The organism is Halococcus salsus, assembly GCF_009900715.1.
In the GTDB taxonomy this organism is placed as follows: domain Archaea; phylum Halobacteriota; class Halobacteria; order Halobacteriales; family Halococcaceae; genus Halococcus; species Halococcus salsus.
This window is the reverse complement of the sequence record NZ_JAAAJC010000001.1, coordinates 413,761-427,716: the sequence shown is the minus strand read 5'-3', so window position 1 is coordinate 427,716 and position 13,956 is coordinate 413,761. Positions and strand designations below refer to the sequence as shown.

Sequence of the window (13,956 nt, the reverse complement as noted above, 5' to 3'; positions counted from 1 at the left end):
ATCAATCGAATCCGAACGGGACGTTTCCGTCGTGGGCCTTGAGATATTCGACGGCGTCCGAAACGCTCGTCAATCGAACGTTGTCCCGACTCCCGCCGTAGGCTTCGAGCGGGGCGTTTCGGTCCGCGAGCATCTCTCGGATCAGCTGCTCGCCACGACCCTGTGCATGCGACGGCAACCAGTTCGTGACGGTATCGACACGCTTCTTGTGCGACCCGACAACCCGCTTTCGGAGCAGCTTCTCGACGACCCTGTTCCTGATCTCCGAGTCCTCCATGTCCGTCGATCATATCCATCGGGGATGAGTGTGTCGTTTCAAGCTACACTACCGTTTGCTAAGCAAAACGCTTAGCAGGTTGCACGGCAAACCACGTGTTATGGCCACGGAGCTCCACACCGAAACGGAACCCTACGCCGACGACACGCCGCTCACCCATCTGTTCGGGTCCGGCGCGCGGGTGAAGATCCTCGCCGCGCTGCTCGGCGAGGAGGATACCGATCTCAACGTGACCGACATCGCGCGGCTCGCTGGCGTCGCCCGCAGCACCGTCTACGACCACATCGACGAACTACGGGAACTCGGCGTCGTCGAGCAGACCCGAGACGTCGGCGACAGCCCGATGTATCGGTTCGACACCGACACCGACGTCGGCGAGTACGTCGCGAAACTCGAAGGCGTGGCGCTCCGGCGATTGCTCGAGCGGGACGGACACCTCGACTGACTCAGTTCACCGCGTTCTCGTCGACGTAGATCTCCATCGTGGAGATCGTACAGCCGCTGTCGTAGGAGAAGCGCTGGACCTCGTGGCGCTCGTAGCCCGAAAGCGAGCTCTCGATGTCGGCCACGTTCGCGTAGGACTCCCCGCACGAGTCCGTCTCGCCGAACGCGACCACGATCGGCGGGCGGTCCTCGCCCCGGACCAGTCGGTCGAACGCGGCGGCGTCGTCGGTGCTGTTCGACACCGCGCCGTCGGCCTCGAAGTACCACGAGAGCGGCAGCCGACGGAACCAGTTGAGGTCGGCCGGCGGGCTGTCGTCGGCGGACTCGTTCCCCGCGAGCTCGTCGCCGTCGAAATCGGGGTTGTCGCCGTAGTAGAGCACGTCGGTGCCGTCGTTCGTCCGGATAACCTCTTGAAGTTCGCCGAGCAGCGGTTTCATCTCGCTCGACGACTGGGCGTACTGGACCAGTTCGTTGTCGGGGTTCTGGTCGTTCTCGAAGGAGGTGTCGTAGACCGCGAGCCCGGTGTGGGCGGCGACCATCACCAGCACGAGACCAGCGAGGAGTCCGGCGAGCGCGTCCCGGTTCAGCGTCGGTGAGCCCTCGCGAAGCGCGTCGAGTCCGCCGGCGTCGCGGAGCCCCTGGAGCGCCACCCGGCCGACCGCGGCGACCCCGACGGCGGCGGGGACCACGAGCGGCACCGCCACGTGGATCACCTCCCAGGGGAACGGGTTCGCCACGGCGATGGGATAGCCGAGCGCGCTCGCGAAGCCCCAGTAGAAGGTGAAGGCTACGACGTCGCGGGGGCGCTCGCCGGTGTAGCGATCGAGGAGGAAGCCCACGACCGCGAAGACGAGCACGAAGAGCGCCCCGGTCTGCAGTGCGGGCCAGAGCGCCCCCGCCGCCGAGAGGTACGACCCGCTGTTGCCCGCTCCCCAGTGGCCGACGAAGGCGGTCCACGACCCGAGGGTGGCCTCGCGAACGAGGCCCGCGAGCAGCGTGGGGTCGGCGAGGGTGTCGCCGACCGTCGGTTGGGCCCCGGCCGCCTCGCCACGCGGCGCGTAGAAGAAGACGATGATCGCGAGGAACTCGACGAACAAGAACACCGCGTGGGGCCACCACTCCCGAACCCCGTACCGAACCCGCCCTCTCAGGTCGGCGATCGTCGGACCGATATCCGCCTCGCGGACCCGATGGATCAGGAGCCGTCGGTCGACCAGCAGCGCCGTCGCGCCGACCCACGTCACCGCGTAGATCACGGCGTTCTCCTTCGTGGTGAACGCGAGCGCGAAGAAGGCCACCCCGAGGTAGACGAGGGCCGGCCGCCGGTCGTCGATCGCCCGGACGAAACAGCCGAACGCGACGAGCATGAACCCCGCGAGCAGCAGGTCGTTGCGGTAGAAGCGCGAGTAGTAGACGAACAGCGGGGCGGCGGCGAGCACGACCGAGAGCGCTACGGTCTCGGAATCCCGGAGCCGACGGCGAAAGAGGAGCGCCGCGAGGGGAAGCAGGCCGCCGATCAGCGCGACCACGAGCCGCATCGAGAAGTCGGAGGCCCCGATCAGACTGAACACCCAGCTGTCGACGATGGTGATGAACGGCCCGTGGACCACGGGTCGATACCAGTAGACCCCGTTCTCCATGTAGCGGTAGGCCCAGTAGGCCACCCGGGCCTCGTCCTGGTGGGCGACCCGCGCGCCGAGTTCGACCAATCGAACCACGAGCGCGAGGAACGTGACGACCCCGACCGCGAGGGTGGTTCGTCGGTCGCGGTTCACCCCTCGTCCTCCTCACCGGGTGATTCGGGTCGGGATTCGCCGGTGTCGGGCCAGGTCGCCTCGCCCGCGAACGCGACCCCCATCCGTTCGGCGGCCTGTGAGATGACGTGGGCACCCGTGGGGGCGGTGATGAAGAGGAAGACCAGCCCAACGAGCGCGATCAGCCCCGCCCCGCCGGGTGCCGCGGGCCCGAAGTAGACCACGCCCGCGAGGAAGAACGAGGCCGCCCCGAGGGTGGTCGCCTTCGTGGTGGCGTGCATCCGGTTGTAGACGTCGGGCAGCCTGACGAGACCGAGGGTCCCGACGACGAGGAAGAAACACCCGATACCGATCAACACCGCGACGATGGCTGCGTGGATCGTGTTCATTCGATGATGTCCCCTTCGGTGACGTAGCGAGCGACGGCGATCGTGCTCACGAACCCGATGATCGCGAGCACGAGGCTGACGCTCACGAAGAAGCCCTGATTCGTCAGGAGCGCGAACAGGACCGCGACCGAGACCACGTTGGTGGCGATGGTGTCGAGCGCCACCACCCGGTCGGGGGTCGTCGGCCCGCGGATGACCCGATAGCCCGCCACGAGCGTCACGAGGGTCGCGACCACGAGTCCCGCCTGTATCACGGTCGTGAGGAACGCGGGCGCTTCAATCGCCACGCGAACCACCTCGTGGGTGGGGCGGCGTGTCGTCGGGACTCGCGTCCTCGTCGAAGATCACGAGGGCGTAGTCCTCCCACCGGCGGACGGGCTCGACGACCCCAGACCGGTTCTTACCGGTGATCCCGTGGACGTAGAGCGTGTTCGACTCCTCGTCGTAGTCCATCGTGAGCGTCCCCGGGGTCAGGGTGATCGAGTTCGCGATCGTCGTCACCGCGGCGTCGGTCTCGACCCGGAGCGGGATCGCCACCACGTCGGGGTCGATCGGCATCGACGGCGAGAGGACCCGATAGACCACGTCGAGGTTCGCCACGATGAGTTCCTTGACGAACAGCGCGAGGTAGGCGATGGCGGCCGGGAGCACACGGACGGTGCTCGCGAACGCGAACTCCTCGGCGTAGAACCGCCGGAAGACGAACGCGATCGGGAGGCCGATCAGGAGTCCGATGACGAACTCGCCGAGGACGTAGTCCACACCGAGTTCGACGCCCCGGACGAACAGCCAGAGCACGGCGAGCGTGACGCCGATGACGGGCCAGCGCTTCATCCGCCACCCCCGAACACCGCGCCGACGTACTGGCCACGGGCGAGGGTGGCGTCGGCGGCGGCGTTCGCCGCACGCCAGACCGGGTCGAAGCCGACCCCGACGACGACCAGCGACGCCGCGAGCACCACCACGACACCCACCAGCACCGACGAGTAGCTCCCGTGCTCGACGGGAGCGGTCGCCGCACCCCAGAACCCACGGTTCCAGGCGCGCGTGAAGTAGGCCACCGTGAGTATCGCGCCGACCACCGAGAGCGCGAGCGCGAACGCCGCACCCGGCTCGCCGGCCGCGCCGGCGTGGGCGGTGGTCTGGAAGACGAGGAACTTGCCGAAGAAGCCGATCAACGGCGGGATACCGATGAGCGAGAGCATCCCCACCAGGACCGCGATGGCGAACAGCGGGGTGCGCTTCGCGAGGCCGCCGAGTTCGGCGAAACGCACCGTCCCGACCGCGTCGCCGACCGTCCCGCTCGCGAAGAACAGCATGGCCTTCGCGAGCGCGTGATTGAGCGCGTAGACCAGCGCGGCGGCGATCCCGAGCGCCCTGACGCTCGGGACGGTGGCGGCGACCGCGAGCGGGAGCACCACGAACCCGATCTGGCCGATGCTCGAGTAGGCGAGCACGCCGTCGAAGTCGTCACGACTCACCGCGGCGATCCCCCCGAAGAGGATGCTCGCGGCCGCCACCGCGAAGAGGACGGGGCCGAGGAAGGAGAGATAGGAGTTCCCGACGAAGCCGGGAAGCCCGAGGCCGTCCGGGAGGCGCGCGGCGGCGAAGACGGTGAAGTAGAGCCGGATCACCGCGTAGATGCCGACCTTCTTGACCACGCCCGCGAGCATCGCCGCGACCGGCGCGGGCGCGGCGCGGTAGGCCGCCGGCACCCAGAACTGGAAGGGCACCACGCCGATCTTGAGCGCGAACACGCAGAACAGCAACACGGTGATCCCGAGCACGGGGACGGGGTCGATGCCGTACTGGGCGGGGTTGGCGAGCCGACGCGCCATGTCGGCCATGTTGAGGGTCCCGACCGTGGCGTAGAGGCCGCCGATGGCGACCAGCATCAGCGCGCTCCCGAGGAGGTTGAGCACGGTGTAAGTCAGCCCGGCACGGGTGTGCTCCGGTCCCGAGTAAAACACCACGAGGACGTAGCTCGACAGCAACAGGACCTCGAACCAGACGAAGAGGTTGAAGAGGTCACCCGTGAGGAACGCGCCGGTGACGCCGGCCACGAGGAGGTGATAGAGCGGGTGATACGAGACCCGCTGGGCGTGCTCGCTCATGAAGCCGACCGAGAAGACCACCGCCGCCAGCGAGACGACCGCGGTGATGGCGAGCATGAAGACCGAGAGCGCGTCGGCGACGAGCGTGATGCCGAAGGGCGCACGCCACGCCGAGAGCTGGTACGTCAGTATCGACTGGCTCGCGACCCGCTCGGCGAGCACGACGACGCTTACGAGGTAGGCGAGCGCACCCGCGAGGCTGACGGCGGTGCGGGCGCGCGGGAACCGACGAACGAACAGCGAGACGACCGCCGTGACGAGCGCGACCAGCAGCGGCGCGATCACTATCTGGGTCACCATTCAGCTCTCACCGCCCGTCTCGCCGAGTTTCTGGAGGTCGATCGTGCCGTGCTCCTCGTGGATCCGGTAGGTCAGCACGAGCGCGAACGCGGTGGTACCGAAGCTGATCACGATGGCGGTGAGCACCAGCGCCTGGACCAGCGGGTCGGTGACGGTGTCCGGGTTCTCGACGGCGTGGCCCGAGATGATCGGCGCGACGCCCGAGAGCCCACCCATCGTGATGAGGTAGACGTTCGCGGCCTGGGAGTATATCACCACGCCCCAGACCACCCGGAGGATGTCGCGTCGGAGCACGAGGAAGGTGCCGAACGCGAACAGAAGGCCGAGGACGGCCGCGAGTACGAACTGGGTCATTCCGCACCCACCACCGTGAGCACCGTGAGCAGCGCGCCGACGACCACGAGGTAGACCCCCAGGTCGAAGACGAACGCGCTCGCGAGTTCGAGTTCGTGGTAGACCGGGAGGTCGTGGAGGAAGACGACCGTCTGGGTGAGGAAGGGGAGCCCGAAGACCATCGCGACGAGGCCGCTCCCGACGGCGAGGGCGAGGCCGAGCGCGAAGACGAGGCTGTTGTCCGTGACGATCGTGAAGGCGGCGGCGACCGCACCGTCGGTTTCACGACCGAGGAGTTCGCTCTCGATGTAATCGAAGCCGTAGATGATCATGAGGAGGGCGAAGGCCACCGCGGTGAGCACGCCCGCGATGAACCCGCCGCCCGGCCGGTTGTGGCCCTGGAGGAGGAGCGCGAACGCCGTCAGCAGTATCAACGGGAAGACGATCCGGCTGACGGTCCGGGCGATCACGGTCGCGTCGCGGGCGCTCACGACGACTCACCCCGACCCCGCATCGCGATGAGAGTGACGACCGAGATCGCCGCCATCGCGACCACCGATATCTCGCCCAACGTATCGAGGGCTCTGAAGTCGACGAGGATCACGTTGACGATGTTCCCGCCACCGCCGCCCTCGGGCAGCGGCGCGGTCTCGACGAAGAAGCCCGCGATCGTATCGGGGCTCGGCGCGGTCGCCACCAGCACCGTGAGACAGACCGTGAGCCCGACGCCGGCGGCGAGCACCACGTCGCGGACCACGTTGCTTCGGGTCGCCTCGCCGTAGAACGCCGGGAGCTTGTCGAGCACGAGGAGGAATATCACCAGCACGAGGGTCTCGACCACCAACTGGGTGAGCGCGAGGTCCGGCGCGCTCGACAGCACGAAGAAGAGCGCCACCATGAACCCGAGGATGGAGAGCGTGAGCACGCCCGCGATGTGCGAGGGGGCGATGCCGATCGCCGCCGCCGCGAGCACCGCCACCGCGAGGATGACCACCACGGGAGCCGTGACCGAGAGGCCGGTGAAGGCGGGGAGCGAGACCCCGGCCGCGACGTAGCCCGCGAGCACGAGGAGCACCGTCGACCCGAGCAGCCACACCGCGGCGGTTCTGAACCGCCCCGTCTGGAGGCGCGGGAGCGAGACCGCGCTCACGCGTTCGAGCCCGACGACCGCACCGTCGTACCACCACGTCGCGGTCGCCGGCCCCTGCGAGAGCCGCCGGACGCCGTCGGCGAGGCGGTCGTAGAACGGCGAGAGGGCGATCCCCGCGGCGATGGTGACCGCGCTCATCGCGACCGCCGGCGAGAGGTAGGTCGGGAGGTAGACGCTCATCGAGTGGGCCTCGCCCGCGACGGTGCTCGCGAAGGCCGACTGGACGATGGTGTCGACGGCGAGCTGGGGGTCGATCCCGACGACCATCGCGAGCCCGGCGAGGACGGCCGGCGGCGCGACCAGCGCGTAGGAGGGCGAGTGAACCGCACCGAGCGAATCGGGCTTCTCGCCCATGAACAGCCAGAGGAAGCGAATGGAGTAGAGGAAGGTGAAGACGCTGCCGACGACGGCGACCACCGGGAAGGCCCACGCGAGCCCGCCGAGTTCGTGGGCGGTCTCGTAGGCCGCCTCGTAGAGGAGTTCCTTGGAGTAGAAGCCGTTGAACGGCGGGACGCCGGCCATCCCGAGCGCCGCGATGGCGGTGATCACGCCGACCAGCGGGAGGTCGTGCCGGAGGCCGCCGAGCTCGTCGAGCGCGCGGGTCCCCGCCTCGTGGGCGATGATCCCGGCGACGAGGAAGAGGGTGGCCTTGAACAGCGCGTGATTCAGGATGTGGAACGCACCGGTCTCGGCCCCGAGCTGGTTCGTAAAGCCGAAGCCGGCGGTGATCAGCCCGAGGTGGGAGGCCGTCGAGTAGGCGAGGAGCTCCTTGATGTCGGTCGCGCCGAGCGCGCGGATCGCGGTGACGGTCATGGTGAGCAGGCCGAGGCTCGCGAAGAGCACCATCCACTCCTCGCCGGTGAGCAGCGGGCGGGTCCGGCCGACGAGGAAGACACCGGCCTTCACCATCGTCGCGGAGTGGAGGAAGGCCGAGACTGGGGTTGGAGCCTCCATCGCGCTCGGGAGCCAGAAGTGGAGCGGGACCTGGGCGGATTTGGCGGCCGCACCGAGCGCGACGAGCCCGAGCACCGGGAGGAACAGTCCCGTATTGCGGAGGGCGGTCCGCATCGCCTCGGCGTTCGCGATCATCGAGTCCGGGCCGCCGATGAGGGTGAAGGTGGGAGCGCCGAAGGCGACCTCGGAGGCGTACGCGAGCAGGATGAAGCCGACGAGCATGAAGAGCCCACCCGAGACCGTGACGATGAGCGCCTGGCGGGCTGCGGACTGGGCGCTCTCGGAGTCGCGGTAGTGGCCGACGAGGCCGAAGGAGGTGATCGAGGTGAGTTCCCAGAAGACGAACAGCGCGATGAGGTCGGAGGCGAGCGCGACGCCGAGCATCGAGCCCATGAACGCGAGCAGGGTGGCGTAGTAGCGGGCTTTGCCGGGTTCGTCGTGCATGTAGCCCGCCGAGTAGGTGAAGATCAGAACGCCGACGCCGCTCGCGAGCAGCGAGATCAGGAGGGAAAGACCGTCGAGGTAGAGCGTGAGCGAGATCCCGAGCGTCGGGATCCACGGGAGCGTGACGGGTCCCTGGGTGCCGTACTGGCTCGCGACCAGTCCAAAGGAGACCAGCGCGACCAGCGCGGCGAACCACGCCGTCCGCTCGCCGAGCGCACGGTAGACGAGCGGCGCGAGGAGCGCGGCGAGGAACGGGAGCCCGAGCGCCGCGAACAGCGCCATGCTACTGGGATCCGTCCCCGTCTGGGCCAGCGTGAGTGCGATGCCACCGGATCCGGGACGCCCGACCACCGTCGGAACACCACCGGCGACCGCCGTCGGGAGCGCCACGGAGAACACGTTAGTAATCGCTTTCCCCCCGACTTAACCGTTCTCAAAATCCTCGCGGGGGATCGGCCACGGGCGATCGATCAGTTCGGTGTCCGCGCTCGATGAATCAAGGAGATCGTTCGCCGAAGCGAGCTATATCGTCGGTATACGTTCTGAACGTTTATATCGGATAACGGAACCACCGACGGCAACGCACCAGTTCGGGGCCGGGGCGCGGTCGTGCCGTGCGCTCGTCGAACCCCTCGCTGGTGGGTTTACGACAACACGTGAATATGAACGGAATACACAAGCGGTTCGGCGAAGCGACGCGCGGTGTCAGTCCGGTGATCGGCGTCGTGTTGATGGTCGCGGTCGTGGTGATACTCGCGGCCGTTATCGGGGCGTTCGTGCTGGGGCTCGGCGGCGAGCAACAGACGACGCCACAGGCGAGTTTCAGCGTCCAAGACGGAACGCTGGTGATGAGCGGCGGCGACACGCTCGACGGCGAGAACATCGCGGTCGAGGGCGACGGCGTCGCCTCCTCCAGCGCCACCGGCGAGATCACGGCCGGCACCGAAGTCGCCGAACTGAGCGACACGGGTGCGGAGAGGGTGATCTACACCGGCGACGGCCAGTCCTCGGTCATCTGGCGAACCAGCCTCGACGGCGGTGGCGGCGAGTAACGGATCGACCACGACGGTCCAGCGCCGCCGTCACCGCGGCGCTCACCGTCCCATCCGACCGATGATAAGCGCGTTCTCGATCAGGGTCTTGTGGCCCCGGTGGAGGCGTTCGGAGAGCGCCTGGTGGGTGATGCCGATCTCGTCGGCGAGCTCGTCGAGGGTCGCCTTCTGTGGGATGTCGAAGTAGCCCGCCTCGACGGCCGCGACCAGGGTCTCGTGTTGGGTCTCGGTGAGCCCGTACTCGTCGCGGTGTTCGCCGTCGAGTTCGTGGATCCGGTTGACCGTGAGCGTGAGCGCCTCCTCGGTGCAGTAGTCGTAGGTCGCCGAGAGCGAGTCGCGGTCGGGGAAGAGGATCCGGAGCTTCCACTCGTCGTCGCGGCCACTGGCGTTCAGGACCGTGGCCCCCTGTTCGAGCAGGACGTGGAGCACCACCCGGATGTCGGTGACCCACTCCATCCGGTAGAACCACTCCCCGTCGTAGGCGGCGAGTCGCGTCACGTTGTCGACGCTCGGGTCGTCGGCCATCGCCTCGTCGAGGGTCTCCCGGTCGACACGCTCGCTGGTGGCCCAGACGAACGGCATCACGCGGTCGGTCTCGTGGGCGACCATACGCTCGATCTCGAACTCGACGTCCGGGTGGGCTTCGAGCGTTTCGTGGAGGGCGAACTCCGCCCCCGGGAGACTGACTTCGGCGATCGTGCTCATCGGCGTCGGCTACTCCACCCGATAGTATAATCCTCGTGTTGCCAACGCGGGGCGGTGGTCGGGGACCGACGACCGGGTCGTTTTTCGACCGAGCGCGCGAACACGGTGTCGAATGGAGCCGTCCCAGCGTCTCGCCCACAACCTCGTCGCCGAGTCGAAGGCGTACGGCTACACGCTGGCGATCTGGGGGGCAGGTGCGCTGTTGATCCACGAGTTCGGCACGCCCGATGCCTTCGAGATCGCCCTCTACGTCGGCGGTGCGCTCGCCGCCATCGCCGTCCTGACGGCGGTGGCGTTCGGCGGCGTGCTCACCGAACGCGAGCGCGAGGGGCAGGGGGTCGCGGCGGCCTCGATGGTCCACATCCTCGCCACCGGCGGCAACCTCGTCGTGAGCTACGCCCTGGTCGTGCTCGTCGAACGCGTCGGGCTCCCCGAACCCGTCCCGTTCGTGCTCGTCGGTTTCCAGACCACGTGTCTCTACAACGTCTTCCTCCTGTTCGAACACGCGGTGGTCGAGGTCTTCGAGTAACGCGTAGCAGCTACTACCTCAGCCGGCGTGTTCCTTCGCGGTGGTGTAGGCCTCGCGAACCCGGCGGAACTCGTCGCGGTCGCCGCCGTGGTCGGGGTGGGCCTCCTTCACCTTCTCCCGGTAGGCCGCTCTGACGTCCGCGAGGCTGGCCTCGACCGGGAGTCCCAGCACGGCGAAGGCGGCGGTCGTGGGGTCGTCGACCGGCCCGCCGAGCGTGGGGACGTCGAAGGGCAAGCGCGCGCCGAGGTGGGATCCGGGGAGTTCGTGTTCGACGAGCACGGCGGTGGTCGGCGTTCGTTGGAGCCGGTAGTACGTTCGGGGGTCGAACGTCACCGCGACGTCGTGGTCGGGGAAGTAGAAGTCGACCTGTAGGCCGTCGAGCGAGTGGTCCTCGACGAACGGCTGGTCGACGGCCCCGAGGTAGGTGCGGATCTCGCGACGGCGTTTCTCCTCGCCGCTCACGTGGCGTGAGCGGTTCGGCGGGTCGGGGAACAGCCGCGCGCCGGCGACGAACACGCAGGCGACCGCGACGAACGCCGCGACGCCGAGGCCGGCGGTGACGACCCACTCGGGCTGCGAGCCGACCACCTCGTGAAACACGCGGTCGATAGCCGACGGCGGCTAATAAGCCCCCCGCCGGTCGGTCCCGGAACCGTTGTGAGCTCCGTATGGGGTCGTATCACAACGGCTTTGTGCGCTATCGGTCGTAGTGGTCTCCCAATGGTCCCTGCGGTTCCACCGGCGATGGCGTACACGCTGCTCGTCGCCACCGGGTCGATCCTCGCGCTCGTCGGCTGTGCGGCGGTGTTCCTCCCCGACCGCCGGCCGGTCGCGTTCGCCAAGGAGCTCGTGCGCACCGACTGGAAGTACCTCGGGGTCGCGTGGCTCGTGACGGCGGGCGTCAACGAGGTCGCCCACCAGTTCCACGCCCCGGGGACGTTCACCTGGGTCATCTACGAGGTCGAGGGCTCGCTGGTCGCGAACGTCCAGACCATCGCGAACCCGGCGCTCACGGCGTTCTTCGTCGCGATATACCTCATCGGGCTCCCGACCATCGTGCTCTTCACTTATTTCAAGGTGAAGGCCCACGACGAGCACGAATCCAGACGCTACGCCCTCGGCTACCTCACGCTCGTCTCGCTCGCAGTGCCCTTTTTCATCTTCGTCCCGGTCGGCATCCCGTCGCTCTACGCCCCCGCAGAGGTCAGACCGCTCGCGTTCGGGGTCGACCCGGTCATCACCGCGGGGATGTTCGCCACCGACACGATGGTGAAGGCGCTCCCGAGCCTCCACACCGGGCTCGCCGCGCTCGCGGTGCTCTACGCCAGGAAAGCGAGCCGGCGCTACACCGTCTTCGCCACCGGACTCGCCGCGACCGTCGTGTTCTCGACGTTCTACCTCGGCATCCACTGGTTCGTCGACGCCGCGTTCGCGCTCGTGCTCGTCGGCGTCGCCTACGTCATCTCCCGGCGGGTCGACCCCGAACGCGTACTTCCCGTCCCGGATTTCTTCGGCCTGCGCCCGAAGGTGTTGAGCCCCGACCGCGAGACGGAGTGATCAGCTTCGTTTCCCGATCTCCTCACGCAACAGCTCGCTCACCTCGTCGCCCTCCGCGCGACCGCCGAGCGCGCCCATGCACTCGCCCATGAGTCCCGAGAACGCGCCCATCCCCTGTTCTCGCACCTGTTCTTCGTTCCGTTCGACGACTTCGACGACGGCCTGCCGGACCTCGTCGTCACCGGCGCTCCCGAGTCCTTCCTGCTCCGCGGCCGCCGCGGCCGAGCGCTCAGGGTTCTCGGCGAGCACGACGAGGAGGTCGTCGATGGCCTCCGTCGTGACCTCGCCCTCCCGGTAGAGGTCGAACAGATCGAGGAACCGCTCGTCGCTCACGTCGTCGACCGGGACCCCGTCGCGCCGGAGTTCGGTCGCGGTGCTCTCCACCGTGCCCGCCGCGAGCGTCGGGTCGATACCGCGCTCGACGGCCGCCTCGAACAGCGGCATCCGCCGGCCGTAGGCGACCTGACGCGCGAGGCCGGGATCGAGGTCGAGTTCCGACTGATAGCGCTCGACCTTCTCGGTGAGGAGTTCCGGGGTCTCGATACCCTCGAAGTCGAGTTCGACGGGTGGCACGTCGGTCTCGGGGTACATCCGGGCCGCGCCGGGGAGCGGTCGGAGGTAACGCGAGGTGCCGTCGGGTGTGACGTCGCGTGTCTCCTCGGGGACGCCCGAAAGCGCGGTTCGCGCCCGGTCGGCCACGGCGTCGATGGCCGCGGTCGCGCTGCGGGGGTCGGCGGCCACCATCGCCACGGCGTCCTCCTCGCCCGCGTCGACCGCGTCTTCGAGCGCTGTGACCTCCTCGCCCGTCACGCCGTAGGCCGGGAGCTCGTCGGTGTGGAAGATCCCGCCGACGCCGTGGTGTTTGGCGTGGTCGGCGAACTCGGTGCCGAGCCGACGGTCGTCCTGGAGCTCGCGACCGACGAGCCCGTCGAAACCATCGAGTCGGACCGCCATCGCGCGGCCATCGCCCGAGAGCGCGCCGCCGACCACGCCGCTGTCGGTGTCGGCGAAGACCTCGGTGACGTCGACGGGGTCGCTCACGCCAGCGTTTCGACTTTCGAGTTCGTCGCGGACCGCGACGAGTTCGACCTGGCGGCGGACCTCGTTCTCGACGATGTCGTCGATGTCGTCGAGGCGCTGGACGCCCTTGAGCTCGACCCGCGCGCCGTCGGCGATCGAGACGTTGACGTCCTGGCGGATGGTGCCGAGGCCGCGCTTGACCTTTCCAGTGGAGCGCAGGAGCATCCCGATCCGCTGGGCGGCCTCCTTTGCCTGCTCGGGCGAGCGGATGTCGGGCCCCGTGCCGATCTCGACGAGCGGGATCCCCAACCTATCGAGCGCGTAGCGCACGCCCGAGTCGGTCTCCTCGACGCGCGCGGCGCTCTCCTCTTCGAGTTCCATGTCGACGATCGAGACCGGCCCGTCGTCCGTGCTGATCGCGCCGTCGCCCGCGACGAGCGCCGAGCGCTGGAATCCCGACGTGTTCGAGCCGTCGACGACGATCTTCCGCATCACGTGGGCCTGGTCTACAGGATTCATGTCGAGCAGGGCGGCGATCTCGAGGACCACCTCGACCGCCTCGTCGTCGAGCCGGCCGGGCGGTTCCTCGTCGGCCTCCACGAGGCAGGTCGAATCGAAGCCCAGATACTCGAACTCACGTTCGGCGGCGGCCTCTTCGAGCGCCGCGACGTCGACCTCGCCGAGCTCGCTGCTGGTCGGGTGGAGGAAACGTTCGAAGGTGTGGGTGGATTCCTCTGGCTCGCGCCGGTCGGTCGGACAGCCACAGAACAGCTTCGAGTCGGTGTCGAGCTGCTGGTGGATCTCGAGGCCGGCGACGAGACCCAGCTCGTCGTAGTCGAACGGCGACGTGCTCATTGTGGGCCCTGCGGCGCGGACGACCAAAAACCGTCGCGGTTCGCGTCCACCATCCGGTAGGTTTGTTCGTCGGAACGAC

At 68.3% G+C, this 13,956-nt stretch carries 16 protein-coding genes; 4 read left to right on the top strand and 12 right to left on the bottom strand.

All coding sequences use genetic code 11. From position 1 onward, the window contains the following. Window position 1: 1 nt before the first annotated feature. Window positions 2–277 carry a hypothetical protein gene (locus GT355_RS02235; RefSeq protein ID WP_160133123.1) on the bottom strand — a complete coding sequence of 92 codons (276 nt, stop codon included), beginning with the start codon at window positions 275–277 and terminating at the stop codon, window positions 2–4. A gap of 100 nt (window positions 278–377) precedes the next feature. On the opposite strand from GT355_RS02235, the gene GT355_RS02230 reads away from it, so the two are divergent. Next, window positions 378–722: a winged helix-turn-helix domain-containing protein gene (locus GT355_RS02230; protein WP_160133121.1), complete on the top strand. Its 345-nt coding sequence runs from the start codon at window positions 378–380 to the stop codon at window positions 720–722. Between the two features lies 1 nt (window position 723). Here the strand turns inward: GT355_RS02230 and GT355_RS02225 are convergent, their stop codons facing one another. The 8 genes from GT355_RS02225 to mbhE are packed head-to-tail and all read right to left on the bottom strand — an operon-like array spanning window position 724 to window position 8,558. Then, on the bottom strand, window positions 724–2,496 hold the full coding sequence (locus GT355_RS02225; RefSeq protein WP_160133119.1) for a flippase activity-associated protein Agl23: 1,773 nt from the start codon (window positions 2,494–2,496) through the stop codon (window positions 724–726). After that, window positions 2,493–2,864, bottom strand: a complete 372-nt coding sequence (mnhG, locus tag GT355_RS02220) for a monovalent cation/H(+) antiporter subunit G (RefSeq protein ID WP_120070020.1) — start codon at window positions 2,862–2,864, stop codon at window positions 2,493–2,495. The genes GT355_RS02225 and mnhG overlap by 4 nt, the downstream gene beginning before the upstream one ends. Further along, window positions 2,861–3,160: an MrpF/PhaF family protein gene (locus tag GT355_RS02215; RefSeq protein WP_160133117.1), complete on the bottom strand. Its 300-nt coding sequence runs from the start codon at window positions 3,158–3,160 to the stop codon at window positions 2,861–2,863. Before GT355_RS02215 ends, mnhG begins: the two co-directional genes overlap by 4 nt. Next, a complete protein-coding gene (locus tag GT355_RS02210; protein WP_160133115.1) occupies window positions 3,141–3,698 on the bottom strand; it encodes a Na+/H+ antiporter subunit E in 558 nt (185 codons plus the stop codon). Before GT355_RS02210 ends, GT355_RS02215 begins: the two co-directional genes overlap by 20 nt. Then, complete coding sequence (locus GT355_RS02205) at window positions 3,695–5,278, bottom strand: complex I subunit 5 family protein (RefSeq protein ID WP_160133113.1); 1,584 nt, start codon at window positions 5,276–5,278, stop codon at window positions 3,695–3,697. Before GT355_RS02205 ends, GT355_RS02210 begins: the two co-directional genes overlap by 4 nt. Beyond that, entirely contained in the window at window positions 5,279–5,632 is a 354-nt protein-coding gene (locus tag GT355_RS02200; RefSeq protein WP_160133110.1) for a sodium:proton antiporter, read from the bottom strand. Continuing rightward, a complete protein-coding gene (locus tag GT355_RS02195) occupies window positions 5,629–6,102 on the bottom strand; it encodes an MnhB domain-containing protein (RefSeq protein WP_160133108.1) in 474 nt (157 codons plus the stop codon). The genes GT355_RS02200 and GT355_RS02195 overlap by 4 nt, the downstream gene beginning before the upstream one ends. Next, a complete protein-coding gene (gene mbhE / locus GT355_RS02190; RefSeq protein ID WP_160133106.1) occupies window positions 6,099–8,558 on the bottom strand; it encodes a hydrogen gas-evolving membrane-bound hydrogenase subunit E in 2,460 nt (819 codons plus the stop codon). Before mbhE ends, GT355_RS02195 begins: the two co-directional genes overlap by 4 nt. A 263-nt stretch (window positions 8,559–8,821) precedes the next feature. On the opposite strand from mbhE, the gene GT355_RS02185 reads away from it, so the two are divergent. Beyond that, window positions 8,822–9,211 (top strand): type IV pilin domain-containing protein, encoded by a 390-nt coding sequence (locus GT355_RS02185; RefSeq protein WP_160133104.1) that lies wholly within the window; start codon window positions 8,822–8,824, stop codon window positions 9,209–9,211. A 42-nt stretch (window positions 9,212–9,253) separates the two neighbouring features. Here GT355_RS02185 and GT355_RS02180 read toward each other — a convergent pair whose 3' ends face one another. Further along, a complete protein-coding gene (locus GT355_RS02180) occupies window positions 9,254–9,916 on the bottom strand; it encodes a helix-turn-helix domain-containing protein (RefSeq protein ID WP_160133102.1) in 663 nt (220 codons plus the stop codon). Between the two features lie 112 nt (window positions 9,917–10,028). Here GT355_RS02180 and GT355_RS02175 point away from each other — a divergent pair, with 112 nt between their 5' ends. After that, window positions 10,029–10,445 carry a hypothetical protein gene (locus GT355_RS02175; protein ID WP_160133100.1) on the top strand — a complete coding sequence of 139 codons (417 nt, stop codon included), beginning with the start codon at window positions 10,029–10,031 and terminating at the stop codon, window positions 10,443–10,445. Between the two features lie 18 nt (window positions 10,446–10,463). Here the strand turns inward: GT355_RS02175 and GT355_RS02170 are convergent, their stop codons facing one another. Continuing rightward, window positions 10,464–11,045, bottom strand: coding sequence for a J domain-containing protein (locus tag GT355_RS02170; RefSeq protein WP_160133098.1), 582 nt, complete (start codon window positions 11,043–11,045; stop codon window positions 10,464–10,466). A 120-nt stretch (window positions 11,046–11,165) separates the two neighbouring features. On the opposite strand from GT355_RS02170, the gene GT355_RS02165 reads away from it, so the two are divergent. Further along, window positions 11,166–12,002, top strand: coding sequence for a phosphatase PAP2 family protein (locus GT355_RS02165; RefSeq protein WP_160133096.1), 837 nt, complete (start codon window positions 11,166–11,168; stop codon window positions 12,000–12,002). Here the strand turns inward: GT355_RS02165 and gatE are convergent, their stop codons facing one another. Beyond that, on the bottom strand, window positions 12,003–13,877 hold the full coding sequence (gene gatE, locus GT355_RS02160) for a Glu-tRNA(Gln) amidotransferase subunit GatE (protein WP_160133094.1): 1,875 nt from the start codon (window positions 13,875–13,877) through the stop codon (window positions 12,003–12,005). It lies immediately after the preceding gene. Window positions 13,878–13,956: the final 79 nt, after the last annotated feature.